This is a genomic window from Mycobacterium sp. UM_WGJ (genome assembly GCF_000455125.1).
GTDB lineage: Bacteria > Actinomycetota > Actinomycetes > Mycobacteriales > Mycobacteriaceae > Mycobacterium.
The window spans coordinates 1-24,761 of sequence record NZ_AUWR01000074.1 but is presented as its reverse complement, the minus strand read 5'-3'; the positions used below and the strand labels follow the sequence as shown (position 1 = coordinate 24,761).

Annotated in this window: 21 protein-coding genes; 10 read left to right on the top strand and 11 right to left on the bottom strand. The window is 66.9% G+C overall.

The window, feature by feature from the left end; translation table 11 throughout:
• Positions 1-5 precede the first annotated feature (5 nt).
• Entirely contained in the window at positions 6-2,420 is a 2,415-nt protein-coding gene (locus N416_RS0119370) for a phosphoketolase family protein (RefSeq protein ID WP_051190325.1), read from the bottom strand.
• Between the two features lie 30 nt (positions 2,421-2,450).
• On the opposite strand from N416_RS0119370, the gene N416_RS0119365 reads away from it, so the two are divergent.
• Positions 2,451-4,832 (top strand): CoA transferase, encoded by a 2,382-nt coding sequence (locus N416_RS0119365; RefSeq protein ID WP_024443753.1) that lies wholly within the window; start codon positions 2,451-2,453, stop codon positions 4,830-4,832.
• Positions 4,833-4,881: 49 nt separating this feature from the next.
• Here N416_RS0119365 and N416_RS0119360 read toward each other — a convergent pair whose 3' ends face one another.
• On the bottom strand, positions 4,882-7,197 hold the full coding sequence (locus tag N416_RS0119360; RefSeq protein ID WP_196805161.1) for a hypothetical protein: 2,316 nt from the start codon (positions 7,195-7,197) through the stop codon (positions 4,882-4,884).
• A gap of 88 nt (positions 7,198-7,285) precedes the next feature.
• On the opposite strand from N416_RS0119360, the gene N416_RS0119355 reads away from it, so the two are divergent.
• Positions 7,286-8,986: a sensor domain-containing protein gene (locus tag N416_RS0119355; protein WP_196805160.1), complete on the top strand. Its 1,701-nt coding sequence runs from the start codon at positions 7,286-7,288 to the stop codon at positions 8,984-8,986.
• Positions 8,987-9,096: 110 nt separating this feature from the next.
• Positions 9,097-10,575, top strand: a complete 1,479-nt coding sequence (locus N416_RS0119350; protein WP_024443750.1) for an acetyl-CoA acetyltransferase — start codon at positions 9,097-9,099, stop codon at positions 10,573-10,575.
• A gap of 17 nt (positions 10,576-10,592) precedes the next feature.
• Here the strand turns inward: N416_RS0119350 and N416_RS0119345 are convergent, their stop codons facing one another.
• From N416_RS0119345 to N416_RS0119335, 3 genes are read right to left on the bottom strand one after another with little or no spacing between them, the layout of a single operon-like run.
• Positions 10,593-11,825 carry an NAD(P)/FAD-dependent oxidoreductase gene (locus tag N416_RS0119345; protein ID WP_024443749.1) on the bottom strand — a complete coding sequence of 411 codons (1,233 nt, stop codon included), beginning with the start codon at positions 11,823-11,825 and terminating at the stop codon, positions 10,593-10,595.
• Positions 11,826-11,842: 17 nt separating this feature from the next.
• Positions 11,843-12,478 carry an endonuclease gene (locus N416_RS0119340; protein ID WP_024443748.1) on the bottom strand — a complete coding sequence of 212 codons (636 nt, stop codon included), beginning with the start codon at positions 12,476-12,478 and terminating at the stop codon, positions 11,843-11,845.
• A gap of 55 nt (positions 12,479-12,533) precedes the next feature.
• Positions 12,534-13,772: an alpha-hydroxy acid oxidase gene (locus N416_RS0119335; RefSeq protein ID WP_024443747.1), complete on the bottom strand. Its 1,239-nt coding sequence runs from the start codon at positions 13,770-13,772 to the stop codon at positions 12,534-12,536.
• Positions 13,773-13,819: 47 nt separating this feature from the next.
• Here N416_RS0119335 and N416_RS0119330 point away from each other — a divergent pair, with 47 nt between their 5' ends.
• Positions 13,820-14,290 (top strand): DUF1810 domain-containing protein, encoded by a 471-nt coding sequence (locus N416_RS0119330; protein ID WP_024443746.1) that lies wholly within the window; start codon positions 13,820-13,822, stop codon positions 14,288-14,290.
• Between the two features lie 70 nt (positions 14,291-14,360).
• Here N416_RS0119330 and N416_RS0119325 read toward each other — a convergent pair whose 3' ends face one another.
• Together N416_RS0119325 and N416_RS0119320 are read right to left on the bottom strand one after the other, a co-directional pair.
• On the bottom strand, positions 14,361-14,897 hold the full coding sequence (locus N416_RS0119325; protein ID WP_024443745.1) for a carboxymuconolactone decarboxylase family protein: 537 nt from the start codon (positions 14,895-14,897) through the stop codon (positions 14,361-14,363).
• Between the two features lie 63 nt (positions 14,898-14,960).
• Positions 14,961-15,548 carry a peroxiredoxin gene (locus tag N416_RS0119320; RefSeq protein WP_024443744.1) on the bottom strand — a complete coding sequence of 196 codons (588 nt, stop codon included), beginning with the start codon at positions 15,546-15,548 and terminating at the stop codon, positions 14,961-14,963.
• A gap of 116 nt (positions 15,549-15,664) precedes the next feature.
• On the opposite strand from N416_RS0119320, the gene N416_RS0119315 reads away from it, so the two are divergent.
• Both N416_RS0119315 and N416_RS0119310 read left to right on the top strand, forming a co-directional pair.
• Positions 15,665-16,597, top strand: a complete 933-nt coding sequence (locus N416_RS0119315) for a hydrogen peroxide-inducible genes activator (protein WP_024443743.1) — start codon at positions 15,665-15,667, stop codon at positions 16,595-16,597.
• A 45-nt stretch (positions 16,598-16,642) separates the two neighbouring features.
• Positions 16,643-17,410 (top strand): enoyl-CoA hydratase/isomerase family protein, encoded by a 768-nt coding sequence (locus N416_RS0119310; RefSeq protein ID WP_024443742.1) that lies wholly within the window; start codon positions 16,643-16,645, stop codon positions 17,408-17,410.
• Here N416_RS0119310 and N416_RS0119305 read toward each other — a convergent pair.
• Both N416_RS0119305 and N416_RS0119300 read right to left on the bottom strand, forming a co-directional pair.
• A complete protein-coding gene (locus tag N416_RS0119305; RefSeq protein ID WP_024443741.1) occupies positions 17,402-17,638 on the bottom strand; it encodes a bacterioferritin-associated ferredoxin in 237 nt (78 codons plus the stop codon). The genes N416_RS0119310 and N416_RS0119305 overlap by 9 nt on opposite strands.
• Before the next feature lie 9 nt (positions 17,639-17,647).
• Entirely contained in the window at positions 17,648-18,343 is a 696-nt protein-coding gene (locus tag N416_RS0119300) for a hypothetical protein (RefSeq protein WP_024443740.1), read from the bottom strand.
• A gap of 235 nt (positions 18,344-18,578) precedes the next feature.
• On the opposite strand from N416_RS0119300, the gene bfr reads away from it, so the two are divergent.
• The 3 genes from bfr to N416_RS0119285 all read left to right on the top strand — a co-directional run bounded on the left by bfr (position 18,579) and on the right by N416_RS0119285 (position 21,691).
• Complete coding sequence (gene bfr / locus N416_RS0119295) at positions 18,579-19,058, top strand: bacterioferritin (RefSeq protein WP_024443739.1); 480 nt, start codon at positions 18,579-18,581, stop codon at positions 19,056-19,058.
• Between the two features lie 74 nt (positions 19,059-19,132).
• Complete coding sequence (locus tag N416_RS0119290; RefSeq protein ID WP_024443738.1) at positions 19,133-21,178, top strand: MDR family MFS transporter; 2,046 nt, start codon at positions 19,133-19,135, stop codon at positions 21,176-21,178.
• Between the two features lie 18 nt (positions 21,179-21,196).
• Positions 21,197-21,691 carry a carboxymuconolactone decarboxylase family protein gene (locus N416_RS0119285; RefSeq protein ID WP_024443737.1) on the top strand — a complete coding sequence of 165 codons (495 nt, stop codon included), beginning with the start codon at positions 21,197-21,199 and terminating at the stop codon, positions 21,689-21,691.
• Positions 21,692-21,698: 7 nt separating this feature from the next.
• On the opposite strand, the gene N416_RS0119280 is transcribed toward N416_RS0119285, so the two are convergent.
• On the bottom strand, positions 21,699-22,148 hold the full coding sequence (locus tag N416_RS0119280; protein ID WP_024443736.1) for a nuclear transport factor 2 family protein: 450 nt from the start codon (positions 22,146-22,148) through the stop codon (positions 21,699-21,701).
• Between the two features lie 297 nt (positions 22,149-22,445).
• On the opposite strand from N416_RS0119280, the gene N416_RS0119275 reads away from it, so the two are divergent.
• Entirely contained in the window at positions 22,446-24,209 is a 1,764-nt protein-coding gene (locus N416_RS0119275; protein WP_036458637.1) for a CocE/NonD family hydrolase, read from the top strand.
• A gap of 4 nt (positions 24,210-24,213) precedes the next feature.
• Here N416_RS0119275 and N416_RS0119270 read toward each other — a convergent pair whose 3' ends face one another.
• The gene (locus tag N416_RS0119270) at positions 24,214-24,672 is read right to left on the bottom strand and encodes an SRPBCC family protein (RefSeq protein WP_024443734.1); all 459 of its coding nucleotides are present in this window, start codon (positions 24,670-24,672) and stop codon (positions 24,214-24,216) included.
• Between the last annotated feature and the right edge of the window lie 89 nt (positions 24,673-24,761).

The window sequence follows — 24,761 nt, the reverse complement described above, 5'->3', positions numbered from 1 at the left end:
GGCCGTCACCTTATCTCGCCGCCGTTCGGCTCTGCGCCCGATCGCCAGGTCCAGTTGGTGATCCGGGGATCATCCTCCCCGTGCTCGCGGGTGTAGAGCCGCGCGGCCATCCGCGCATCGACCATCTGCTGGCGCAGTACCGCGTGGCGACCACCCAATCCCGGTACCCGGTCGATCACGTCCATCACCAGGTGGAAACGGTCCAGGTCGTTGAGCATCACCATGTCGAACGGTGTGGTTGTGGTGCCGCGTTCGCGGAAGCCGCGCACGTGCATCTGGTCGTGGTTCGCCCGCGAGTAGGTCAGTCGGTGGATCAACCAGGGGTAGCCGTGGTAGGCGAAGATCACCGGCTTGTCGCGGGTGAACAGTGCATCGAATTCGGTGTCCGGCAACCCGTGTGGATGTTCGGTCGTCGGTTGCAAGCGCATGATGTCCACGACATTCACCACCCGTACCGCCAGGTCGGGCAGCTCGTCACGCAGGATGTCGGCGGCGGCCAGGGTTTCCAGCGTAGGAACGTCCCCGGCGCAGGCGAGCACGACGTCCGGCTCACCGGTGGTGGTGCCGGCCCACTCCCAGATACCCAGACCACGGGTGCAGTGCGCCACCGCCGCCGGCATGTCGAGGTAGGCCAGCGCCGGCTGCTTGCCGGCCACGATCACGTTGACGTAATTGCGGCTGCGCAGGCAGTGATCGGCAACCGACAGCAGCGTGTTGGCGTCCGGCGGCAGGTAGACCCGCACCACTTCGGGTCGCTTGTTGGCCACCAGATCGATGAACCCGGGATCCTGGTGTGACGCGCCGTTGTGGTCCTGACGCCAGACGTGGGAGGTCAGCAGATAGTTCAGCGAGGCGATCGGTTGCCGCCACGCGAGTTCGCGGCTGACGGCCAGCCATTTGGCGTGCTGGTTGAACATCGAGTCGACGATGTGCACGAATGCCTCATAGCAGTTGAACAGCCCGTGCCGGCCGGTCAGCAGATAGCCCTCCAGCCAGCCCTGGCACAGGTGCTCCGAGAGCACTTCCAGGACTCGCCCGTCCGGGGCCAGGTGATCGTCGCCGGGGACGGTCTTCGACAGCCAGACCCGGTCGGTCGTGTCGAAGACCGCCGCGAGCCGGTTGGAGGCGGTCTCATCGGGACCCATCAACCGGAACCGGTCGCGGTTGCGGTCGATGACGTCGCTCAGGAACGTGCCGAGCACCCGCGTGGCCTCGTGCATCTCGGTGGCCGGCCGGGTCACCGGCACCGCGTAGTCGCGGAAATCAGGCAGGTCCAGATCGTGGAGCAGCAGCCCTCCGTTGGCATGCGGGTTGGCGCTCATCCGGCGGTCCCCGCGCGGCGCCAGCGCCGACAACTCCGGCAGCAGGCGACCGGAGGCATCGAACAGTTCACCCGGGCGGTAACTGCGGAGCCACTCCTCCAGTTGCCGGCGGTGCTCGGGGTCGGTGCGGGTTTGCGCGAGCGGCACTTGGTGCGCCCGCCAGGTCCCCTCCACCTGTCGTCCGTCGACCACCTTCGGCCCGGTCCAGCCCTTCGGGGTACGCAACACGATCATCGGCCACACCGGCCGCATCGACGAGCCCTCGGTGCGCGCGGCTCGCTGGATCGCCGCGATGTCGTCGAACGCGTCATCGAGGGCGGCGGCGAGCAGTTGGTGTACGACGGCGGGGTCGTCCCCGGCGACGGTGATCGGCCGGTACCCGTAACCGCGTAGCAAAGATTCCAACTCCGACTGCGGAATACGATCCAGCACAGTGGGATTGGCGATCTTGTAGCCGTTGAGATGCAGGATCGGCAACACCGCGCCGTCCACGGCGGGGTTGAGAAACTTGTTCGAGTGCCAGCTGGCCGCCAGCGGTCCGGTCTCGGCCTCGCCGTCGCCGACCACGCAGGCCACTACCAGTTCGGGGTTGTCGAAGGCCGCACCGAAGGCATGCACCAGCGCGTAGCCGAGCTCGCCGCCTTCATGGATGGAGCCCGGTGTCTCGGCCGCCACGTGACTGGGTATACCGCCGGGAAAAGAGAACTGCCGGAACAACTTCCGCAGCCCGTCGACGTTCTCGCCGATGCCCGTGTACACCTCACTGTAGGTTCCCTCGAGGTAGGCGTTGGCGACCAGTGCCGGACCGCCGTGGCCGGGCCCGGTGATGAAGATGACGTCGGCGTCGCGCTCGCGGATGATCCGGTTGAGGTGGAGGTAGAGCAGGTTGAGCCCTGGCGTGGTGCCCCAATGCCCAAGCAGTCGGGGCTTGATGTGCTCGGCCCGCAGCGGTTCGGTCAGCAGGGGATTGTCCAGCAGATAGATCTGACCTACCGAGAGATAGTTGGCGGCGCGCCAGTAGGCATCGAGGCGAGCCAGTTCATCGTTGGAGAGGGTGGGCGGTGACGGAGTCGCGTCGGCTGCACTCACCTTTTCCATTGTCGCGCCCAAGCGTGACCGCGGCAACCGATTCATTACCCTGACTGCGTGCTGCTGAAATCGGTTCGTGTGCTCGATCTGGCCGGCGGCGACGCCGACGCGGTGACCCGGTTACTCGCCGACCTGGGAGCCGACGTGCTCAAGGTGGAGCCCCCCGGCGGCAGTCCGGCGCGGGCCGCGGCTCCGCTGCTGGGCGGTGTGAGTGTCGCATTCGCGCTGCACAACGCGAACAAGCGCAGCATCACCTTGGACCCCGCCGATGAGCGGGACCGCCGGCGCTTCGACGAGCTGGCTGGTACCGCCGACATCGTGGTGGACAGCGGCCTGCCGGGCCGCGCGACGGAGTTCGGGACCTCCTGCGCTGCTCTGGCCGATCGATTCGCTCACCTGGTGACGATGTCGGTCACCGATTTCGGGACGAGCGGGCCGCGCGCACAGTGGCAGGCCACCGACGCGGTGCTCTACGCACTCTCCGGTGCCCTGTCCCGGTCGGGCCCCACCACCGGAACCCCGGTACTGCCGCCGGACGGGATCGCCTCGGCAACCGCAGCGGTACAGGCTGCCTGGGCGGTGCTGGTCGCCTACTACAACCGGCTGCGCTGTGGTAGCGGGGATTACCTGGACTTCTCCCGATTCGATGCGGTGGTGGCCGTGCTGGACCCCGTATTCGGTGCGCACGGCCAGGCCGCCGCGGCCCAACGCAGGTCGACCCGGTGGCGTGGACGGCCCCGCAACCAGGACGCCTACCCGATCTACGCGTGCCGCGATGGTTACGTCCGGCTCTGTGTCATGTCACCGCGCCAGTGGCGTGCACTGTGGACCTGGCTGGGCGAACCGGCCGAATTCGCCGACCCCAAATACGGCGTGATCGGCGAGCGGTTCGCGGTCTGGCCGCAGATCAGCGCGCTGCTGCGGGAACTGTTTGCCGACCAGGACATGGCGGATCTGGTCAGCGCCGGACAGTCCAGGGGAGTGCCGATCGCGGCGGTGGGGGATCCGGCGAAGGTGCTGACCGAAGAGCACTTCGTGGCCGCGGGGGCGGTCACACAGGCCGAGCTGGTTCCGGGCCTGACCGCGGCGATACCGACCGGCTACTACGTGGTCGACGGCGGCCGATCCGGATTCCGAACCCCGGCACCGGCGCCCGGCGACGCGAGCGCCGGCTGGCTGGCCGAACCGTTGGCCGAGCGGGCACCGGTCGGCGAGGCGGGCGCCCGGCCGTTCCAGGGACTACGCATCATCGACCTGGGGATCATTGTGGCGGGCGGCGAGGCCAGCCGTCTCTTCGGAGACCTGGGTGCCGAGATCATCAAGGTGGAGAGCGCGGCCTACCCGGACGGGCTGCGGCAGGCCCGCCCCGGTGAGGCGATGAGCGAGTCATTCGCCTGGACGCACCGCAACAAATCGGGATTCGGCCTGGATCTGCGGAGTCCGGCCGGCAAGGAGATCTTCGCGCGACTGGTCGGCGAAGCCGACGCGGTACTGGCCAACTTCAAACCGGGAACGCTTGCCGCCCTGGGTTTCTCCTCCGAGGTGCTGCGTGAGATCAACCCGCGGGTGGTGTTGGCTGAGAGCAGCGCGTTCGGGGAGTCCGGGCCGTGGAGCGGCCGAATGGGGTACGGCCCGCTGGTGCGTGCCACCGCCGGGGTTACCGCGCTGTGGACGTCTCCGGATGACCCCGGCGACTCGGAGCGCCACCCGTTCTACGATGCCACCACGGTCTTTCCCGACCACGTGGTAGCGCGGGTCGCCGCGATCGGGGCGCTCGCGGCGTTGATCGGGAGCCGGCGTACCGCCGCCGGCAGTCACGTTCACGTGTCGCAGGCCGAGACCGCGGTCAACCAGCTGGACACCAGCTACGTGGCCCGCGCCGCGGGCGCATCGGTCCAGCCGGACACCGCGGTGGATCTGGTCTGCCCGTGCGCCGGCGATGACGAATGGTGTGTGATCTCGATCCGGTCCGATGCCGATATGCGTGCTGTCGCTGCGGCTTTCGACGACGGATTGGCCGATGAGCCGCGCTGGCGCACTGGATCCGGACGCATCACCCACCGTGCGGAGCTGGCCGCAACGTTGGGCCATCACACCATGGCCCGCACCGCCGCCGGGGTGGCCGAACTGCTGCAGGGCCACGGCGTGCCCGCCGCGCCGATGAACCGGCCGCCCGATGTCGCCGACGACCCCCAGCTGGCCCACCGCGCGGTGTACGCGCCCATGATCCACCCCCTGATCGAGCACCCGCTGCCGGCGGAAACCGGCCCTGCCCCCTTCCGCAACATCCCGGTGGCGCCGCAGCGGCCCGCACCGCTACCCGGTCAGGACACTCGGAAGATCTGCCGGTCACTGCTCGAACTCGACGACGGCGAGACCGACCGGTTGATCGCCGACGGCGTGCTGTTCGCCGCGGATTAGTGGATTCGCCGAACGCGCCCGCTGCCGGGGGTTGTGCGCAAACGCTCTCTCACTCGCTGGGCGGGAGTGCTGTGTAGTGTCGCGCGAACACATCGGCCGGGACCGGCCACTGGTCGCCCGCATTGCCTTGAACCACCCAGTCGCCGTCGGCCGCCAAAGCAGGTCCTTCTGCAGTTTCGATGGTTTCGCCGGGGTCCGCCGGTCGCGCGAGGACCTTGCCGCACCGTTGCCATTCGTGCCCGCTGACGTGCCGGTAGCTGGATCGGAAAATGTCGTTGCGCACCGACCAATTCGCACCGTTTTCCTGGATGAGCCAGTCGCCCCGACCGGCCCGCATTGTCGCTCCGGACGGCGAAGTCCAGGTCCAGGGCGAATCCTGCTGCTCGGCGGTCACGGTCCCGGTCCGGAGGTAGGGCCGCCACACCGGGTGAGATCGGTAGCCGAGCTGGCGAAGGCTCCAGAGCGTGTTCGCCACACCCAGCAGGACGCCGTTGAGCAGCTGCGGATCGGCCTGCACCACCGACCAGTCGACAAGCTTGTCGTGGATTCGGTGCTTATCGTCGCGGTTCAGGCCGTATCTCCAACCGTTGTGTCGGTAGTAGCGGCACCAGTCCTGGTGTTCGGCTCGGGCCATGTCCATCGCTGAGGTGTGGTCGAAACCCATCAGATCGAGCTGCTGAAGTGGTGACAGGCCGGCCATGTCGCGTTCCGCCAGCGGTGCGGGCGCGTCGCCCCAGGTGTTCCAGGTGTGCGCGGCAATCTGCTCAACCATCCACAAGGCGTTGCGAACCTGCCGTCGGTTGGACCCACGGTAGAACTCGTCGAGTTCTTTCCACGGCAGTCGTGAGGGAAGAGGTTGGGCCTGGGGCCCGAGCGTGGTGAGGTAGCGCTCATGGATGAGGCTGGCAGCCCGCTCCCAAGCGTCGGGAGCTTGGACGTCAGGAAACTCCAACATGAGGCGATAGGTGCGTAAGCGGCCCACGATCGGTAGCGGCTTGTCGCTCACCCGACTGTCGGGATCCCAGCTGTAGACCGGCATGGTAGGGAAGCGGGCAGCCAATCTGGTGCCGGCGGTTGCGGCGCCTCGAGGACCGCGCGTCCAGTCATCGACGAAGATCGCGGCGCTGGTCGCCGGGTCGCCGTCATTGATGAGTCGTTCCAATGTCGGAACGGTCGGCGCGCTTGACACCACATCGATGACCGGTCCGGCTGCGGCCAGCCCGATTTGCTCTCGGTGGAATTCGTGGTCGCGCTGGCACTCGTCGGCGTCTTCCCCGACGAGCGTGAAGGACGGTAACGCCGTCTCGGTTGGGGCACTGTAGTAGTCGCGCTCCAACTTGAGTCGGGTCAGATCTGCGCAGAGTGCCAGCGTCAACTGCGAAGTACCGCAAATAAATACACGGCGAACTAGCTTGACTGCGACGATTTGTTCCAGCAGCCAACGGGCGGTTATCTCGTATTTGCCGATAGTATCTAGGGCCCATCGGGAATCGGCTCCGCCGAGCTGCTGAGTTCGCCACGCCTCGGCTTGCCACGGATCGTCCACTCGAACTACCAGCGGAAGTCGGCGTTGGCGGTTGCCCGAGCGGGCAAGCGCTCCAGAGATAGTGTCGAGCCACAACCGGTTGTTAGACGGGTCGGCTGACAGCAGGTACAACCGCTCGAGGTGCCGCCACAGCGTGAGTGATTCAAGCGACGAAGGGGCGTTGAGGTCGACCGCTATCACCCGAGCCCCATGGGTGCGGGCGCTGTGTGCCCCGCGTACATCGGCGGCGTCGACGATGACGACGAGGGTGTCGCGTCGATTCAGAGTCCGCGCGATGCCTCCGATCATCGCGCCGGAGTCATCGTCAACGCCGATTGCTGCGGTGACCGAAGTTGCGTGGTTCGCTTGCATCAGATCCGCTTGCGACCGGAAGAGCGCGAGCGCAACGCCGGCTAGCCCGGTGAACAGGGCGCCCAGCGCTGAGAGCTGCGCCACCACCAGCGCCACTGGAGCGGCCTCCGGGCAAACCTGCCCACTCATCGAAAAATCTGTCATGCCGCCCTTGAGTAGCGCTGCTGTCCAGATCAGCGGCTGAAAGAACGGCAGATGATCGCTGTCGTGGCAGTCCCAGAAGGAACTGAGCCCGAGTAGTGCGCTCGTGACGGCCAGCCCGGCCGTGATTGCGGCGGGCGCGTTCCCCGTTGGCCTATTGCCTGTTGCTCGCAGCGCCAGGATGCAGACACCGACCAGCGCAGCGGCTGTCAGGAAGACCGTCGTCCATGACCCGGGACGGCCGAACCAGCTCAACCATGCGGGCAGTCCGTCGGCAGCCCTCGGCCAGCGGGCGAGCGCGCAGAGCCAGGCGATGAGGACCGCCATACCGGTGAGCGCGTAGCGGCTAAGGCGGCGCGGGGTGGCTAGGGAACGCAACCGCGCAGCCAAACGGGCGAACATGCACCGAGTCGGAATGGGGGCTACCAATCTATCCAACAGTATTGTCAAGCGGATTTTACTCAGTAAGCTTCACCTCAGATTGATTTTTCCGGAGGCGATGATGCTTTTTGTGAGTCACGCCAGCCAGGATCGCTCATCACTTGACGGTTTATTGGCGGTCTTGCGGCGCACTCGTCAGGCAGTGTGGCTGGATGATGAGCTCGGCGGTGGTGAGGCGTGGTGGCAAACGATCTTGGAGAAGATCCGTGAGTGCGATGTATTCATCATCGCTCTGTCGAAGAATTCACTGGTATCCAAACCGTGCGCGGCAGAATTGCAGTATGCGCAGGCGTTGCAGCGCCCGATTCTCCCCGTTCAAATCGGACCGGTAGACAGCGTGCGGGTCACCCCGCTTGCCGCCACGCAAATCATTGACTATCGAAATCCCAGCCATGACACCGAAGTCCGATTGATCTCCGCGCTGAAGAAGCGACAAGCTCAGTGTGGTCCCCTGCCACCGTCCCTGCCGGCAGAGCCGGAGGTGCCCTTTGCGTATCTGATGCGGTTAGCCACGGTTCTTGCCAGCCCGGCGCTCAGCCACTACGAACAGGCCGGCTTGGTATCGGAGCTGAGAGCCAAGCTCGATGAGGACTGCTCCGATACCGCTGCGCAGCGCGACATCGTGCGGCTGCTGTATCTATTGCGCGATCGTCCCGACGTGACCTGGCGCACGCGCAGCGAGGTCGACGCGTTACTGGGCGCTTGCGACACCGCCCTCTCGACCCCGGTCGGACTGGCGACCGTGCCCTTCGCCCGTCCTCAATCGGTCGAGGTGGCCGCTGATCGGAGCTCCGTGGAGGGCGTGCCGCCGACTCTGGTCTCTGCGGTGGAGGGATCGCCTTCGAGCTTGCAAGCGGTCGTCGTTCCACCCTTGTCGTCGAGCCTGCATGGCCCTGAGGAGTCACCCGCCGCGCGTGCTCGGCCGGTCGTGGTTGTAGCCAGCGATTCCCCCGCAGCACACCCGTGGCGCACACGATTCAGACGAGGCAGGTGGCTGCTTGCCGCCGCCGCCGGGGTCGCGGTGGTCGCCACGGTCGGTGCAGCGGTGCTGCACAGCCAGGCAGAGTCGCAGTCGATCGATGTCGCCTTACTCGAGGACGACACCCTCAACACCATCATGGGCGTCGATGGAATGAAGACGGCTGAAAGTGGCATCCATAAGGCGAAGCACACCCGCGGCACGATTGAGGTATCACCACCTGAATGTGCCAGTGTGCTCTACCCAGGGTTGGACCGGTCGTATCGGGACAGTGGCGGCGGGCGGGTGACCTGGCGGGTGTCTGAGGATCGCGGTGGAATGGCGCGCGCTGGAATCGACGAGAATTCCTTCGTCGACCAGGACGTAGCGGTGTTTCCTGAAGAAACCGACCGGGCCGCTGCCTTCATTCGGGCTTCGGCAATCCCGTGGAAGGCCTGCGCCGGGCAAACCGTGAGTGTGACCTACCGCGGAACGGACACATACACGTGGAAAGTCGGTGACGTGGTCGGGGAAACCCCGAAGATTTCTCAGTCATTCACCCTCGCCGATGGCAAGGGTTACACGTGCCAACGCGTGCTGGGGGTGGTCACCAACGTGGTTCTCGATATCAAGGCCTGCGGCCAACATGTCGACGATGAAGCCAACAAGATCGCTGGAAGGCTGGCCGCAGCAGTGACAGATGCGGCACCCTTTTAGTCTCACTGCCATCGCACCGGCGCTGTCCGCGGGTGACCGTGTGCGCCATGCCGCTGCGAACAGGTGACCGCGAGACCGACCCCTGTTCGCCGCGGATTAATCTGACGTCCATGCCTGTCGACCCCCGGACACCGGTACTGATCGGCTATGGCCAGGTCAACCACCGCGACGACACCGACGCGATAGAACCCGTCGACCTCATGGTGGCCGCCGCCCGCCACGCCGCGCACGACCGGGTACTGCGCGCGGTCGACTCGATCCGGGTGGTGAACCTGCTCTCCGCGCGCTACCGCGATGCCGGTGCGCTGCTCGGTCAGCGGATCGGGGCGCAGCGCCCCGCCACCCGGTACAGCCCGGTGGGCGGCAACGTGCCCCAGTCCCTGGTGAATCAAGCCTGCCTGGACATCCGCGACGGCCGCGCCGGCATCGTGCTGGTGGCCGGCGGTGAGACGTGGCGCACCCGGACCAGGCTGCGGCGTGCCGGCGGGAAACTGGCGTGGACACAGCAGGACGACTCGATCCCGATGGCCGTGTGCGAGGGCGAAGACGTGCCGATGGTCGGCCCGGCCGAAGAGCGCATCGGATTGGACCGGCCCGCCTACGTCTACCCACTGTTCGAACAGGCGTTGCGGATCGCCGCGGGGGAGAAGGTCGACGATCATCGCCGGCGCATCGGTGAACTGTGGTCGCGGTTCAGTGCGGTCGCCGCCGACAACCCGCACGCGTGGATCCGGAACGCCGTGGCCGCAGAAGAGATCTGGCAGCCCGGCCCGAAGAACCGGATGATCAGCTGGCCCTACACCAAGTTGATGAACTCCAACAACATGGTGGATCAGGCGGCCGCGCTGGTGCTGACCTCGGTTCAGACCGCCACCGAGTTGCGGATTCCCACCGACACCTGGGTTTTCCCGCAGGCCGGTACCGACGCCCACGACACCTACGCCATTGCCAACCGGGCCGAACTGCACCGATCACCGGCAATCCGGATCGCCGGGGCCCGCGCGCTGGAGCTGGCCGGCGCCGCCAACATCGGCGAGATCGATTACGTCGACCTGTACTCGTGCTTCCCGTCTGCGGTGCAGGTCGCGGCGGCCGAACTCGGGCTTCGGACCGATGACCCCGATCGGCCACTGACCGTCACCGGTGGGCTCACCTTCGCCGGCGGCCCGTGGAACAACTACGTCATGCATTCGATCGCCACCCTGGCCGAACTGTTGGTGGCCAATCCCGGGCGGCGTGGCCTGATCACCGCCAACGGCGGCTACCTGACCAAGCACAGTTTCGGCGTGTACGGAACCGAACCGCCACCGGATGGATTCCGCTGGGAAGACGTGCAATCCGAGGTGGATGCGCAGGACACCCGGCCGTCAGTGGTGCAGTGGCAAGGCAGCGGTAAGGTCGAGTCCTGGACCACACCGTTCGATCGCGACGGGCGCCCCCTGCAGGCATTCTTGGCCGTCCGCACGCCCGACGGGTCACGGACTCTGGCGGTGCTGCGGGATCCGGATGCCGCCGAATCGACAGTGCGCGAGGACATCGCCGGTGCTGCGGTCGACGTGCACGAAGACGGCACCGCGACGCTGCGTTAGGTCTCGGGCGCCGTCGGCTAGCGTGAAAGGTCGCCCACCGGCACCTGCGGGTCGGCCAGCCGGTGCGGATCGACGGGGGCCTGTGCGTTGATCAGGGCCTTGATGTCGTCGAGGCCCTCCCAGATATTGACGTTCATCCCGGCGAGTACCCGGTTCTCGTCATCGAGCCAGAAGCTGGTGTACTCACGGCTGGCGGGATCACCGCGAAACACCACCCGGGCGTAGTGCGGCGCGTAGCCGACATACTCCATGCCGAGGTCATATTGATCGGTGAAAAAGTAAGGCAGTTCGGTGTATTCGGCGGCTTCGCCCAGCATGCCGGACGCAGCGACAGCAGGCTGCTTGAGGGCGTTGGCCCAGTGTTCGGTGCGGATCCGGGTGCCGAACAACCGGTGCTGTGCGGCGGCGATATCGCCGACGGCGTAGATGTCGGGGTCGCTGCTGCGCAGCCCCGCGTCCACCAGTACGCCGCCGTCACCAGTGGAAAGGCCTGCCTGCTCAGCCAATTCGATATTGGGCTGGGCGCCGACCGCCACGAGCACCGAATCCGCGCGGATCTGCGAGCCGTCGCCCAACCGCAGGCCGGCGGCGGCACCGCCGGCGGTGGTGATCTCGGCGACCGTCGCACCGGTACGCAGGTCGACACCGTGCTCGCGGTGCAGGTCGGCGAAGACCGCGGCGTTCTCCGCGCCGAGGCCGGCCAGTAGCGGCAGCGCGGCACTTTCCACCACGGTGACGTCGACACCGCGCTGGCGTGCGGCGGCGGCCACCTCCATACCGATCCAGCCCGCGCCCACCACTGCTAGCGAATCTCCGCTTGTCAGTGCCGAATCCAGAGCGGAAGCATCTTCGACAGTCCGCAGATAGTGCACGCGGGAGGCGTCGGCTCCCGGGATCGGTAGCCGCCGCGACCGTGAACCCGTCGCCAACAGCAGTTTGTCGTAACCGAGGCTGGCGCCGTCGGCCAGCCTGACGCTGTGACCGGCGGTATCCACACTGACGACACGGTTGCCCAACCGTAGATCGATTTCGTGTTCGCGATACCAGGTCTCGGGTTTCACCGTGAAGTCGCCGAGGGTCTTCGTGCCCGCGAGGAACTCTTTCGACAGCGGCGGCCGTTCGTAGGGCAGTTGAGGTTCCTCCCCGACAAGCACGATGGTTCCGTCGAAGCCCTTGTCGAGGAGGGCTTCGGCGGCCTTAGCCCCCGCCAGTCCGGCGCCGACGATCACGAACGTGGCTGATGTCGACACGGCTAGCCCTCCGTCTGTCATTCGGCCAGACGCTCGCGGACACCGGCGTCGGCGGAGTAACGCACCAGTGCTGCAGCGAGTTCGGCATTGCGTCCCTGCGACAGTGCGCCGAGTTGGTTTGCATCACTGGGCAATCCGAGATCGCGCGCGGCATCCAGCGCGCGGGCGTCGAACGTGGAGCGGGCCCAGGGCCAGACGTCTTGGACCTCGCGGAGAAAGATGCTCGCGCCGACATCACCGATTCCCTTGAAGGACTTCAGCGCCTCGGCGGCCGTCGCGATGTCGCGTCCGCTGCGTTCGGCCAGCAGGCGCAGATCACCGCCGTAGTCGGTCTGCACCGCCTCGGCCAATTCGACCAGCATGGTGGCCGAACTCTCGTCGTAGCGGCGGTAGTGGGCCCGGCCCATTGCGTCGATCAGCGTCTGGCGCTCGGCTTCGAGAACCTTGTGTGGGGTCCGCAACCCGCACTTGAACAGCTCGCGGGCCGCGCGAGCTGCGATGCCGGCGTCGATGGGCTTGCTGGCGAGCATGCACAGCATCAGCAGCTGAAACAGCGGCATCGGCTGGTTCCGCAACCGGATACCGGCCTCCTGGGCGTAGGTGGTACCCGCACGCCGCAGTAGCCGGCGTACCAGTTCCTTGTGGCCATTCACAGCAGCGCATATACCCGGATCGGCCGCACCGAAAACCCGGCAGGAGCGCAGTGCGCTATCGGCGCGGCACCAGCCGTTGCAGCTGGGTGACGTGCTGCGGCGACAGTTCGGCCAGTTCGCTGACCCCGAGCAGCCGCATGGTGCGGCGGATCTGCTCGGCGAGGATGTCGATCACGCGGTGCACCCCGGCCTGTCCGCCGGCCATCAGGCCATACAGGTAGGCCCGGCCGATCAGGGTGCAGCGGGCGCCCAGTGCGATCGCCGCGACGATGTCGGCGCCCGACATGATGCCGGTGTCCAGCAGGATCTCGGTGTCGGCCCCGACCTCACGCGCCACCTCGGGCAGCAGCTGGAACGGTACCGGCGCTCGATCCAGCTGGCGGCCGCCGTGGTTGGACAGCACGATGCCGTCCACACCACGATCGACCACCGCGCGGGCATCGGCGAGGCTCTGGATGCCTTTGACGACGAATCGCCCAGGCCACTGGGACTTGACCCAGGCCAGGTCATCGAAGGTCAGGCTCGGGTCGAACATGGTGTCCATGTACTGCGCGACGGTGCCCGACCAGCGGTCCAGCGAGGCAAAGGACAGCGGCTCGGTGGTGAGCAGGTCGAACCACCAGGCCGGATGCACCGCCGCATCGGCGACCGTGCGCAGCGTCAGCGCCGGTGGAATGGACATGCCGTTGCGGGAGTCGCGCCGCCGCGCCCCGGCGACCGGGCAGTCAACGGTCGCCAGCAGGGTGTCGTAGCCGGCTTCGGCGGCGCGGCGCAGAAGCGCCATCGACCGGTCGCGGTCGTGCCACATGTACAGCTGAAACCAGCGGCGGGCCCCGGGGGCGGCCGCTGCGACGTCTTCGATCGAGGCGGTACCCAAGGTCGACAGCGAGAACGGGATCCCGGCGGCCTCGGCGGCGCGGGCTCCGGCCAGCTCTCCCGCGGTGTGCATCAGCCTGGTGAAGCCGGTCGGTGCGATCGCGAAGGGCAACGCCACCGGCGCGCCGAGCACCTCGCGGCTGGTGTCGACCGAGGAGACGTCGCGCAGGATAGCCGGATGAAACTCGATGTCCCGGAAGGCCTGTCGGGCTCTGTTTAACGAGATCTCGTCCTCGGCTGCGCCGTCGGTGTAGTCGAAGGCGGCTCGCGGGGTGCGTCGTTTGGCGAGCAGACGCAGGTCTTCCACGGTCAGCGCGGTCTCAAGCCGGAGCGCGGTGCGGTTCAACCGGGGCCGGCGGACACGGATCAGTGGCGCAAGATCACCGATCCTGGGAACCCGCCGCCTGATCTTCGACATCGCTGCTCCTTCCCTGCTGCAGGTCGAACTGTGCCACGGTTGATGGCATGGCCGGAACCTCCGACCCGTTCGGGCTACAACGTTTCGTCGACGCGCAGGCCGGTGTCTACGACACCGTGCTCGGCGAACTGCGCGCCGGCCGCAAGCGCAGCCATTGGATGTGGTTCATCTTTCCGCAGCTCTCAGGGTTGGGAGTCAGCGCGATGGCGGAGCGTTTCGGGATCGCCTCTCCCGCGGAGGCGCGTGCCTACCTGGCGCACGCCGTGCTGGGGCCGCGACTGCAGGAGTGCGTGGGCTTGATCAACGCGGTGCCCGACCGGTCCATCGAGGAGATCCTGGGCTGGCCCGACGACATCAAGCTGCGTTCCTCGATGACGTTGTTCGGACGGGCCTGCGAGGGTGGCGGCCACGCCGTCAGGTGCTGCTGCCGAGACTTTCGTGCGGTGCTGGACCGCTATTACGACGGGCGGGAGGATCCGGTGACCCTGGACCGACTGGCGTGGCTCGCCCGAGGGTGAGCGCTACCGGCCCAAAGTCCACGGCGCGCGCCGGGCATCGCCCGGCGCGCGCCGATAGGGACCAAACCGCCTACGAAGCGGTGGGGTCGGCGCCGGCGGCGAAGACCGCCTGCGCCACCCCGGCCACGATCGAGGCGACCTTGAGAGCTTCCAGCACCGCTTCGCGGCCGACGCCGGCCTCCCGGACGACCTGCTCGTGGGAGGCAACGCACGCCTGGCAGCCGTTGATGGCCGAGACGGCGAAGCTCCACAGTTCGAAGTTGGCCTTGTCGACCCCCGGGTTGCCGATGATGTTCATCCGCAACCCGGGCCGCAGGTCGTCGTAGCTACCGTCCAGGAAGTGCCGACCGCGGTAGAACACGTTGTTCATGCCCATGATCGACGCGGCGCCCAGGGCGGCCTGATAGGCCTCCGCCGACAGGTTGTCGGCGGCCTCGGCCCCGATCTCGGCCAGCACCGTGGCGTTGCGCGTGGCCGCGGCAGCGGCCAGCAGACTGCCCCAGAGCTGCTCTTCGTTCAGGACCGTGGTGCGGGCGATCGAACCCAGGTTGAGCTTGAGGTCCTTGGCGTACTCCGGGATCGCGTTCTTGAGGTTCTCAATACTCATTGGCGCTGTTCCTCCTCATCCTGGCGCTCGACATCACCGCGAGCGCGATTCCTACGGCTGCGGTCAGAGCGAGTCTTTGAGCAGCTCGCCGACGTTCAGGGTCGCCTCGCCCTTCTTCCAGTTGCAGGCGCACAACTCGTCGGACTGCAGTGCGTCCAGCACCCGCAGGACCTCGTCGACGTTGCGGCCCACCGAACCCGCTGTCACCGAGACGAACTGAATCTCGTTGTTGGGGTCGATGATGAAGGTGGCCCGGTCGGCGACGCCGTCGGAGTTGAGCACACCGGTCGCGGTCACCAGTTCGCGGTTGAGGTCCGAGAGCATCGGGAACGGCAGCGTCTTGAGGTCCTCGTGCTGGGCGCGCCAGTTGTAGTGCACGAACTCGTTGTCGGTCGAGGCGCCGAGGATCTGGGCGTCGCGGTCGGCGAACTCGTCGTTCAACTTGCCGAACGCCGCGATCTCGGTGGGGCAGATGAAGGTGAAGTCCTTGGGCCAGAAGAACACCACGCGCCACTTGCCGGCGTAGTCATCGCTGGTGATGGTGGTGAAGAAGTCGTCGGGCCCGCTCGCGTCGACCTTCGACAGGTCGCCCGGGATCAAGGCGGTGAGCCGGTAGGACGGGAACTGCTCGCCGATAGTCAACAGTGCCATGACACTCCTTGTGAGATGAGATTTCTGCATTCGGGGCGCGTTCGACGCCCGCATGCTCCATCGTGCCCTATCTGAATTAAAAATAAAAGGTGATGCCACGCACTATAATTATCGGCATGACCGATGCAAGCTATCAGCCGACGCTCGCCGGCCTGCGGGCATTCACCGCGGTGGCAGAGAAGCACCACTTCAGCCTGGCGGCGGCCGGGCTGGGTCTGAGCCAGTCGACACTGTCGCAGGCCCTGTCGTCACTGGAATCCGGGTTGGGCGTCCAACTGATCGAGCGCTCCACCCGGCGGGTCTTCCTGACCGCCGAGGGTCAGCAGTTGCTGCCTTACGCCCACGCAGTACTGGACGCGGCGACGCAGTTCTCGGCGGCCGCCGCCGGGGTAGCCGACCCGCTGCAGGGTGCCATGCGGCTGGGCCTGATCCCGACGGTGGCGCCGTATGTGCTGCCCGCCGTACTGGCCGGATTGTCCGAACATCTGCCGGATCTGAATCTGCGAGTGATCGAAGACCAGACCGAAAGGCTGCTCACCGGGCTGCGGGAGGGCGCGGTCGACGCGGCCCTGATGGCGTTGCCCGCCGAGGGGGCCGGGTTGGCCGAAATACCGATCTACGACGAGGATTTCGTCTTGGCGCTGCCGCCGGGCCATGCGCTGGCCGGCAAACGTCGGGTGCCGCCGACCGCGCTCGCGGACTTACCGCTGCTGCTGCTCGATGAGGGGCACTGTCTGCGCGATCAGACCCTGGAGATCTGCCGCAACGCAGGGGTGCGCGCAGAGTTGGCCACCACGCGTGCGGCGTCGCTGGCCACCGCGGTCCAGTGCGTCAACGGTGGGCTGGGGGTGACGTTGATTCCGCGGACCGCGGTGGCGGTTGAGGCCGAGCGCAATGGACTGGCGTTGGCCTATTTCGCGCCGCCGGCGCCCGGCCGGCGGATCGGGCTGGTGTTCCGCAGCTCCAGTGGACGCGACGAGTCCTATCGGCGGCTGGCAGGCATCATCGGCCGCGTCGTCGCCGCCGGCCACCAGGTCGAGCTGGTCTGAGTAGCGGCGCGGTCGCGGGCCGGGGGCGGCGTTTAGGCTGCACGGGTGATCCTGACGATCGAAGACGAGAACCGGGTTCGGACTCTCACGCTGAACCGCCCCGAGACGCTCAACGCGTTCAACGAGGCGCTCTACGACGCCACGGCCGAGGCGCTGTTTGCCGCGGCCGACGACCCCGAGGTCGCGGTGGTCGTGATCACCGGGGCGGGCCGGGCGTTCAGCGCCGGCACCGACCTGTCCGAGATGCAGGCCATGGTGACCGACCCGGATTTCGTGCCCGGCAAACACGGCTTCCGCGGTCTTATCGCCGCACTGGGGCAATTCCCGAAGCCGCTGATCTGCGCGGTCAACGGACTCGGCCTAGGGATCGGAACGACGATCCTGGGCTTCGCCGACCTGGCGTTCATGTCATCGAGCGCCAGGCTGAAGTGTCCGTTCACCAGCCTGGGGGTGGCCCCGGAGGCGGCCTCGTCCTACCTGCTTCCGCGATTGATGGGACGGCAGAACGCGGCCTGGCTGCTGATGTCCTCGGAGTGGATCTCCGCTGACGAGGCGCTGCGGATGGGCTTGGTCTTCGCGGTTTGCGAGCCGGAGGGGCTCCAGGAGGAGGCCCGCCGGCATGCGGAAGTTCTTGCATCCCGGCCTATTTCGAGTCTCATGGCGGTCAAGAGCGCGATGGTTGAGCCGACGCGGGCCCAGACCCTGGCCGCGGTCGAGCGGGAGAACGCGTTCTTCGCCGAACTCTTGGGTGGCCAGGCCAACGCCGATGCGCTGGCCGACTTCACCGGCCGGCGGGGCGGCGAATCAGTGTGATCCGACTGGGCTGATGTCCAGCGCGAGGCGCCGCAGTCCTCCGTTGTCGGCCGCGGTGGGTGTCGCGGCCAGGGTCGCCTCGATGATGCCCCGGACGGTGCAGCGGCACCGGCCGCAGTCGCCCCCCGCCCCGCACATCGCGGCAACCTCTTTCGACGTCGACGCCCCGGCGGCGACGGCGTCCGACACCATCTGATTGGTGGCTCCGACACACAGGCATACGTACATGCGATACCCCTACCGACCCTCGCCTGCGGGCGCCATCAGATCGACCGAGGTGGCGAAGCTCCCGACGAAGGGCCGGGGGTACCCACCGATTTCCATGCCGGACATCCACTCCGCGGCGGTGTCCGGGTGGTCGATCCATCGCTGTGCACTTGCCGCACTGTCGATTTCCAGCAGTGTCATCACCTCGTGCCCGTCGTCGACTGCTTGATACACCCACACTTTGCGCACTCCGGCGTCGGAGAACCGGTCCAACCCGGCATGCACTTTGGCCATCAGGTCCGCGGGGTCGGCGACGGTGGCAACCGCCCCGACGATCACCGGCGAGCCGTTCTGCTCGTCACCGGGCTGGGCCAGGTTGATCTTCTCGGTGACTTCGCCGGCGAAGATCGCGGGCAGATCGTTGACCCCGGAGCTGTCGAACCACTCGAAGACCGCGGGGGAGCGCAACAGCTCCTTGACGGAGACCCGGTGCCGCAGGCCGATCGTCACCAGCACCCGGTTCGGCTCGAACTGCGAGGTGTAGAGCACCGCATGGCGGGCGCCCAGGTCGACAAGCGGGGAATGATCCCGCTCAATGAGCGACCAGGTCCGGCCCACGTCGTCTACTCGGTAGTCCAACGCCAGCACCAGCGAATGCGGACCGTGGCGGTGAGACGTGTCGCTGCCCGAAATGCCGACACGATTGTCGGGCGAAACGAGTCTCATGTTAGTAGAGTCTAACCTAAGTAAAGCGCACCTTGCACTGGTCCGTAGCCGATGGCGATCCGAGTTCGCCCGACGACCGCAAGGCGGGTGCGGCGATTCGACGCGCCGAGACGCGGGTAAACACCCCACTGCGGGCGGTGGCCTGCACTAGATTGAATTTGGCGCGTTACGGCGATGATTCAAGCCCCGTCCGTCGCGGCCGGCATGCGAGGTTCTTCACATCAGAGGAGAGATCATGCAAGGCGACCCGGAGGTTCTCAAACTGCTCAACGAGCAGTTGACCAGCGAGCTCACCGCGATCAACCAGTACTTCCTGCACGCGAAGATGCAGGAGAACTGGGGCTTCACCGAATTGGCCGGCCACACCCGCGAAGAGTCGATGGAGGAGATGCGCCATGCTGAGGCGGTCACCGATCGGATTCTGCTGCTCGGTGGCCTGCCGAATTATCAGCGCATCGGGTCGCTGCGCATCGGGCAGAACCTACGCGAACAGTTCGAGAGCGACCTGGCGCTGGAGATCGATGTGCTCAACCGCTTGCGTCCCGGCATCGTGATGTGCCGCGAGAAGCAGGACAGCACCACCGCGAAGCTTCTCGAGACCATCCTCGTCGATGAGGAATCTCACATCGACCACCTGGAAACCCAGCTGGAGCTGATGGACAAGCTCGGCGAGGCGCTGTACTCCGCACAGTGCGTCTCCCGCCCGCCGTCGTGATCGACCTAGCCGGGTCGCCGCTCTCGTGACGTCGCTGCCACTGATCTAGCGTCCACCGCGGACGGAAGACGACTATGACCGCATCGACGCCGGTCGCCGATGAGGTGCGACCCGCGCCGGTCAGTCCGCACCGCCGCAACCTGATATTCCTGGCGATCGTGTTCGGCCTGCTGATGGCCGCACTCGACCAGACCATCGTGGCGACCGCCCTGCCGACGATCGTGTCGGACCTGGGTAACGCCGGGCACCAGTCGTGGGTGGTCACGAGCTACCTGCTGATGTCCACGATCGCGACCATCCTGGCGGGCAAGCTGGGCGACCTGCTCGGCCGCAAACGGGTGTTCCAGGCCGCTGTGTTGTGTTTCGTCGCCGGATCGGTGCTGTGCGGACTGTCCGCCTCGATGGGGATGCTTGTCGGCGCGCGGGCGCTGCAGGGTATCGGTGGGGGCGCCGTCACCGTGACGGCCGCGGCACTCATCGGCGAAGTCATTCCGCTGCGCGACCGGGGCCGCTATCAGGGCATGCTGGGAGCGGTTTTCGGGGTCACCACCGTTATCGGCCCGCTGCTGGGAGGCTACGTCACCGACTACCTCACCTGGCGTTGGGCGTTCTGGATCAATCTGCCCATCTCAGTGGTGGTGTTGATTGTGGCCGGCATCGCCATCCCGGCTCTGGCGGGCCGCGCCAAGCCGGTCATCGACTACGCCGGAATCGTCCTGATCGGGCTGGGCGCCACCGGGTTGACGTTGGCCACCAGCTGGGGCGGCAGCCGCTACCCCTGGGGATCAGCGGCGATCCTCGGGCTGTTCGGCGGCTCGGTGGTGGCACTGGCGTTATTCGTCTGGGTGGAGAGTCGGGCCGCTGCGCCCATCCTGCCGACCCGGCTGTTCGCCGACCCGGTGTTCGCGGTCTGCTGTGTGCTGGCGTTTGTCGTCGGCTTCGCGATGCTGGGCGCGCTCACCTTCCTGCCCACCTTCATGCAGTACGTCGACGGTGTCTCGGCGATCACCTCGGGCCTGCGCACCCTGCCGATGGTGGTGGGTATGTTGGTGACCTCCACCGGCAGCGGCGCCCTGGTGGGCCGGACCGGCCGTTACAAGATCTTTCCGGTGGTCGGCACCGCGCTGATGACGATCGCGTTCGCGCTGATGTCGCAGATGAACGCCGCCACGCCGGCGCTGCTGCAGTCGGCCTACCTGGTGATCCTGGGTGCCGGTATCGGGTTGTCGATGCAGGTGCTGGTCCTCGTCGTGCAGAACACCGCGAATTTCGCCGACCTCGGCGTCGCCACCTCCGGGGTCACGTTCTTCCGGACCATCGGCAGCTCATTCGGTGCGGCCGTGTTCGGGTCGTTGTTCGTGAACTTCCTGGGCCATCGGCTCGGTCCGGCGCTGAACAGCGCCGGACTGGCCGCCGGTGCGGCCGACTCGCCCGAGGCGGTGCACCGCTTGTCGCCGCAGCAGGCGGAGCCGATCGTGGCGGCCTACGCCGACTCCCTCGGGCAGGTGTTCTGGTGCGCCGCGCCGGTCGCGCTGCTCGGCTTCGTGCTGGCCCTGTTCCTGCGCGAGGTCCCGCTCAAGGAGCTGCGCGACAGTGCGGTCGACCTGGGTGACGGGTTCGGCATGCCCACCAACGCGTCGTCGGACGATCTGCTGGAGAGCGCGGTCGGGCGACTGCTGCACAACGAACCGGGGATGCGGCTGCGCTCCATCGCACTGCGGCCGGACTGCCAGCTCGACGTCGCCGGGCTCTGGACGGTGCTGCGGATCTACCGGTACACGCAGGTATTTCGGACCGCGCGGCTCAGTGACATCGGCAAGCGCCTACGCGTGCCCTACGAGATCCTCGAACCCACAGTCGATCAGCTGGTGTCTCAAGGCTATGTGCTGCGCGACGGCGATCACCTCGGTCTCACCCGGGCCGGTCTGCGGCAGGTCGGGTTCGTGTCCTCGCTGGTAGAGGATTGGGTGGTCGACAAACTGGCCCGTTCGCCCGGATTCGAGGGCCGCCCGGATCGCGCCGAGGTTTCCGCTGCGCTACAGCGGATCGCTCGCCGGGCCCTCATCGATCCCGACGATGCGGGGGAGTCGGCGGAGTTCAGCAGCACTGCCCACCGTTGACCGCTAGCATCGCTGAATATGAGCCGAATCGGGGCGTTCGCCGCAGACGACGTAATGGGCTGGATGGTCAAATCACCTGACCTGGCAGCGGGAATCGGCGGATTCAGTACAGCGGTCTACAACAAGGGCCGGTTGCCGATGCGCACCCGTGAGCTGGCCCGGATGGTGATCGCCTTCGACAACGAGTGCACGGTATGCGCCAACACCCGTGATGCCGACGGCCCGGCTGCCGGGGTCGACGAGGACCTCTACGAGCACGTTTCGGAGTGGCGCACCTGGCCGGGCTACAGCCCGCAGGAGCGGCTGGCCGCCGAGTTCGCCCATCGCTTCGCCACGGACCACACCGGGCTCCGTGACGACGAGGACTTCTGGTCGCGCTGCGCCGAGCATCTCAGTGACGAACTGGTGGCCGACCTCGCACTGTCGTGCGCACTCTGGCTCGGCATGGGGCGGCTGCTGCGCACGTTGGACATCGGACAGGCCTGCACACTGACCCTGCCCAGCAGGGCTTGATACCGACTCAGATAAGGCCGGTGGCGTCGAACATCCACGACATGTCGGCCTCGGCAAAGTCTTCCAGCCAGGTCGACGGCGCATGGGCCGTCAGGCCGGCCATGTCCCAATAGTCTTTCCACAGCGCGATTTTCCCGTCGATCACCTTGTGCACCGTCACGAAGCGCAGCAGTGCGGTCTCGCCGGTGGCCCAGTTCCACGTTTCAGAGTGCTCGTAGAACACGTCGGCGCCTTCGGCGACCAGCAGGCCCGGATGGTTCTGGTATCCGGCCAGCGGCTCCAGACCGATCTTGAGGCGCTTGACGATGTCGAGCGGACCGCGGGCGGCCGCGGCCGGGCCCACCGGCATGTCGACATAGATGCAGTCTTCGGCCAGAAAGGGTTTCACCGCGTCCCAGTCACGATTCGACAGTGCCCGCCACATCTCGGTGACGATGTGTTTGACGTCAGCCGGCACGTCGATGCCCCTTTCCGGTGAAGCACATGACACGCCGGAATATACGCCGGCGCCACACAGGTGCCCGAGCGGGACGGGTGCGGAGTTTAGAGTCTGGGCATGGCTGATCGGCGGACGGTGCGAAGAGTGGGATGGCTGCTGACGGGAGCCGCTGTGGCGGGGGCCGCCGGTGTCGCACTACGGAAATCTGGGTCGGCCGTGCGCGCTCGCCAGAGCAGCCCGTCGCCGTTGAGCCCGGAGTGGGCCCCGCCCCCCGCGCGCTACGGCGTCGGGGTTCGGCGCAATGTCGCTGTGGAAATGAGCGACGGTGTCGTGCTGCGCGCCGACGTGCATTACCCCACCGTGATCGAGACCGGTGAGCCCGCCGCTGGGCCGTTTCCGGTGCTGTTGGCGCTGACGCCCTACGGCAAGCTGGCGCCACCACCGGCCGCGCAGATCGGCGGTGGTCCCACCCCGCGGCTGATCCGGCGGGGCTACATCGAGGTGATGGTCGACGTTCGCGGAACGGGGGCCTCCGGCGGATCATTCGCGATGTTGTGTGCCGATCAAGCCCGAGACGGTGCCGAGTTGGTCACCTGGGCATCGACGCTGCCGAATTCCAATGGCCGCGTAGGCATGTTCGGGATTTCCTATCTGGCGATCAACCAACTGTTCACCGCGGCCGCGGTGGGCCCGGATTCGCCGTTGAAGGCAGTTTTTCCGGTTATGGCAGCCAACGACTTCTATCGCGACGTCGCAACAATGGGCGGCGTTCTGCACCTGCCTGCGGTCCGCGGCTACGGCGCGGTCTACTCGCTGCTGAACGTGATCAACCCGGCGCTGGAGTTTGTCACCCCCGGCGGACATCCCCGACCGCGGGCGGGCGGGGTCGCAGCGGTCCGCCAGCGCGGCAAAGACCAGCGCAGCTTTTTCGGACCGTTGACCGAGGAGGCCCGCAGCGGCGGTGACGCGGCCTATGACGGCTCGGTATGGGAAACCATGCGGCCCGATCGGGTGCTCGCGCAGATCGCCGCCAACAAGGTGGCCGTCTTCCTGGTCGGCGGCTGGCACGACGCCTTCCAGCGCGGAGCGCCGCTGAACTACGCGGCGCTGCAGAACGCCGCCACCGGCCGGCCGGTGAGCGCCCCGATGCAGCCGGGGCAGTCGCTGACGGATCGGGTCAGGCTCCTGATGGGTCCGTGGTACCACGTCTCGGATTTCGGTGGGCTGCGGATGCAGGATCTACAAATGCGCTGGTTCGGCTATTGGCTGAAAGACGATGCGACGGCTGCCTTCTCAGGCTCGCCGTTGACCTTCCAGGCCATCGGCGACAGGCGGTGGTATCACACTCGCGAATACCCGATTCCGCAGGCGACGCCCACTCCGCTGTACCTTGCGCAGCCCGGACGCTTGGTGCCCGAAGTCCCGAGCGAGCAGAGTCTTGCCGCGCTGCCATACCGCTCGCGGGGACCCATGTCGGGGCGCAGTCTGGAGCAGTGGTCACTGGGGCTCAACAGCTTTGTCACCACCTCGGCCGGCGGCCGTACCCGGCATGACCAGGACAACCGCCGGGTTCAACGGGGAGCGCTGACCTACACCACCGAGGCGTTCGACTCACCGACCCTGCTCGCCGGTCCGATCACACTCAGCGTGCACGCGACGGCCGACACCACCGAGACACTGTGGGTCGCTCACCTCGACGATGTGGCACCCGAGGGGGTCAGCCGTCCACTCACGATGGGCGCGTTACTCGGCTCGCACCGAGAGCTGGATCCCGAACGTACGTGGTATCTGCCGGACGGCACTGTGCTGCGCCCGCACCACATCAGCACCCGGGCGGCGTTACGACCTGTGCAGCCCGGTGAGCTGACGCGCTATGACATCGAGATCTTCCCGACCGCGGCGTTGATCGCGCCGGGGCACCGACTGCGACTGACTGTGACCACCTACGACTTCCCGCACCTGGTGCCGAACGCACCGGCACGGGAGGCGTTGGCGGGCGGCCTTTACCAGCTGCACCAGGGGGGACCCACCCCGTCGTTCCTGTTGCTTCCGCTGGCCGACCCGGACAGTCTGAACTAACCGGTCAGCCCTGTTCTGCCACGTCGCGGATTCGCTCCAAGGTGCGGCGCATATCGCGAATGTTGTTGCGCTGCCGCAGAAAACCACCGAACAGGTAGTAGTACACGGTGGTGAGGAAGGAATTGGCCAGCTGGAACGATTCAGTGACGTCGGTGCCATCCGCAGTGGGTGTGAGTTCGTAACGCCAGCGGTTCACCGCACGGTCGCCGGCAAGCACCGCGAAGCCGAACACCCGATTCGGTTCGCACTCGGTGACCCGGCACGTGGTCCAGTACACCGGACCGATCCCGTTGCGCCGCACATGTCCGCGGAATCGTGCGCCCACCGCGGGGCCGTCAGCGCCGTCGAGCCATTCAGCCTCAAAGGTCTCCGGAGAGAACTTCCCGATATTGCGGACGTCGGCCACCAGATCCCAGATCCGCTCGGCCGGAGCCGCCATATGAACTGTCGCCGAACCCTGCATGCGGGCAATCAAATCACGTCCGCGCCAGCAGGGTAACCCCCTGTGGGGAAAGTACTGGGCCCCATCCGCGAGCGGATGGGGCCCAGTAC

Coding starts and splice junctions, on each gene's coding strand:
- N416_RS0119320 (WP_024443744.1), bottom strand. CDS start 15,548: ATGGCACTGTTGACTATCGGCGAGCAGTTCCCGTCCTACCGGCTCACC.
- N416_RS0119325 (WP_024443745.1), bottom strand. CDS start 14,897: ATGAGTATTGAGAACCTCAAGAACGCGATCCCGGAGTACGCCAAGGAC.
- N416_RS0119350 (WP_024443750.1), top strand. CDS start 9,097: ATGCCTGTCGACCCCCGGACACCGGTACTGATCGGCTATGGCCAGGTC.
- N416_RS0119270 (WP_024443734.1), bottom strand. CDS start 24,672: ATGCAGGGTTCGGCGACAGTTCATATGGCGGCTCCGGCCGAGCGGATC.
- N416_RS0119360 (WP_196805161.1), bottom strand. CDS start 7,197: ATGGCGGTCCTCATCGCCTGGCTCTGCGCGCTCGCCCGCTGGCCGAGG.
- N416_RS0119300 (WP_024443740.1), bottom strand. CDS start 18,343: ATGAGACTCGTTTCGCCCGACAATCGTGTCGGCATTTCGGGCAGCGAC.
- N416_RS0119285 (WP_024443737.1), top strand. CDS start 21,197: ATGAGCCGAATCGGGGCGTTCGCCGCAGACGACGTAATGGGCTGGATG.
- N416_RS0119275 (WP_036458637.1), top strand. CDS start 22,446: ATGAGCGACGGTGTCGTGCTGCGCGCCGACGTGCATTACCCCACCGTG.
- N416_RS0119335 (WP_024443747.1), bottom strand. CDS start 13,772: ATGTCGAAGATCAGGCGGCGGGTTCCCAGGATCGGTGATCTTGCGCCA.
- N416_RS0119305 (WP_024443741.1), bottom strand. CDS start 17,638: ATGTACGTATGCCTGTGTGTCGGAGCCACCAATCAGATGGTGTCGGAC.
- N416_RS0119355 (WP_196805160.1), top strand. CDS start 7,286: ATGGGGGCTACCAATCTATCCAACAGTATTGTCAAGCGGATTTTACTC.
- bfr (WP_024443739.1), top strand. CDS start 18,579: ATGCAAGGCGACCCGGAGGTTCTCAAACTGCTCAACGAGCAGTTGACC.
- N416_RS0119315 (WP_024443743.1), top strand. CDS start 15,665: ATGACCGATGCAAGCTATCAGCCGACGCTCGCCGGCCTGCGGGCATTC.
- N416_RS0119330 (WP_024443746.1), top strand. CDS start 13,820: ATGGCCGGAACCTCCGACCCGTTCGGGCTACAACGTTTCGTCGACGCG.
- N416_RS0119290 (WP_024443738.1), top strand. CDS start 19,133: ATGACCGCATCGACGCCGGTCGCCGATGAGGTGCGACCCGCGCCGGTC.
- N416_RS0119370 (WP_051190325.1), bottom strand. CDS start 2,420: ATGGAAAAGGTGAGTGCAGCCGACGCGACTCCGTCACCGCCCACCCTC.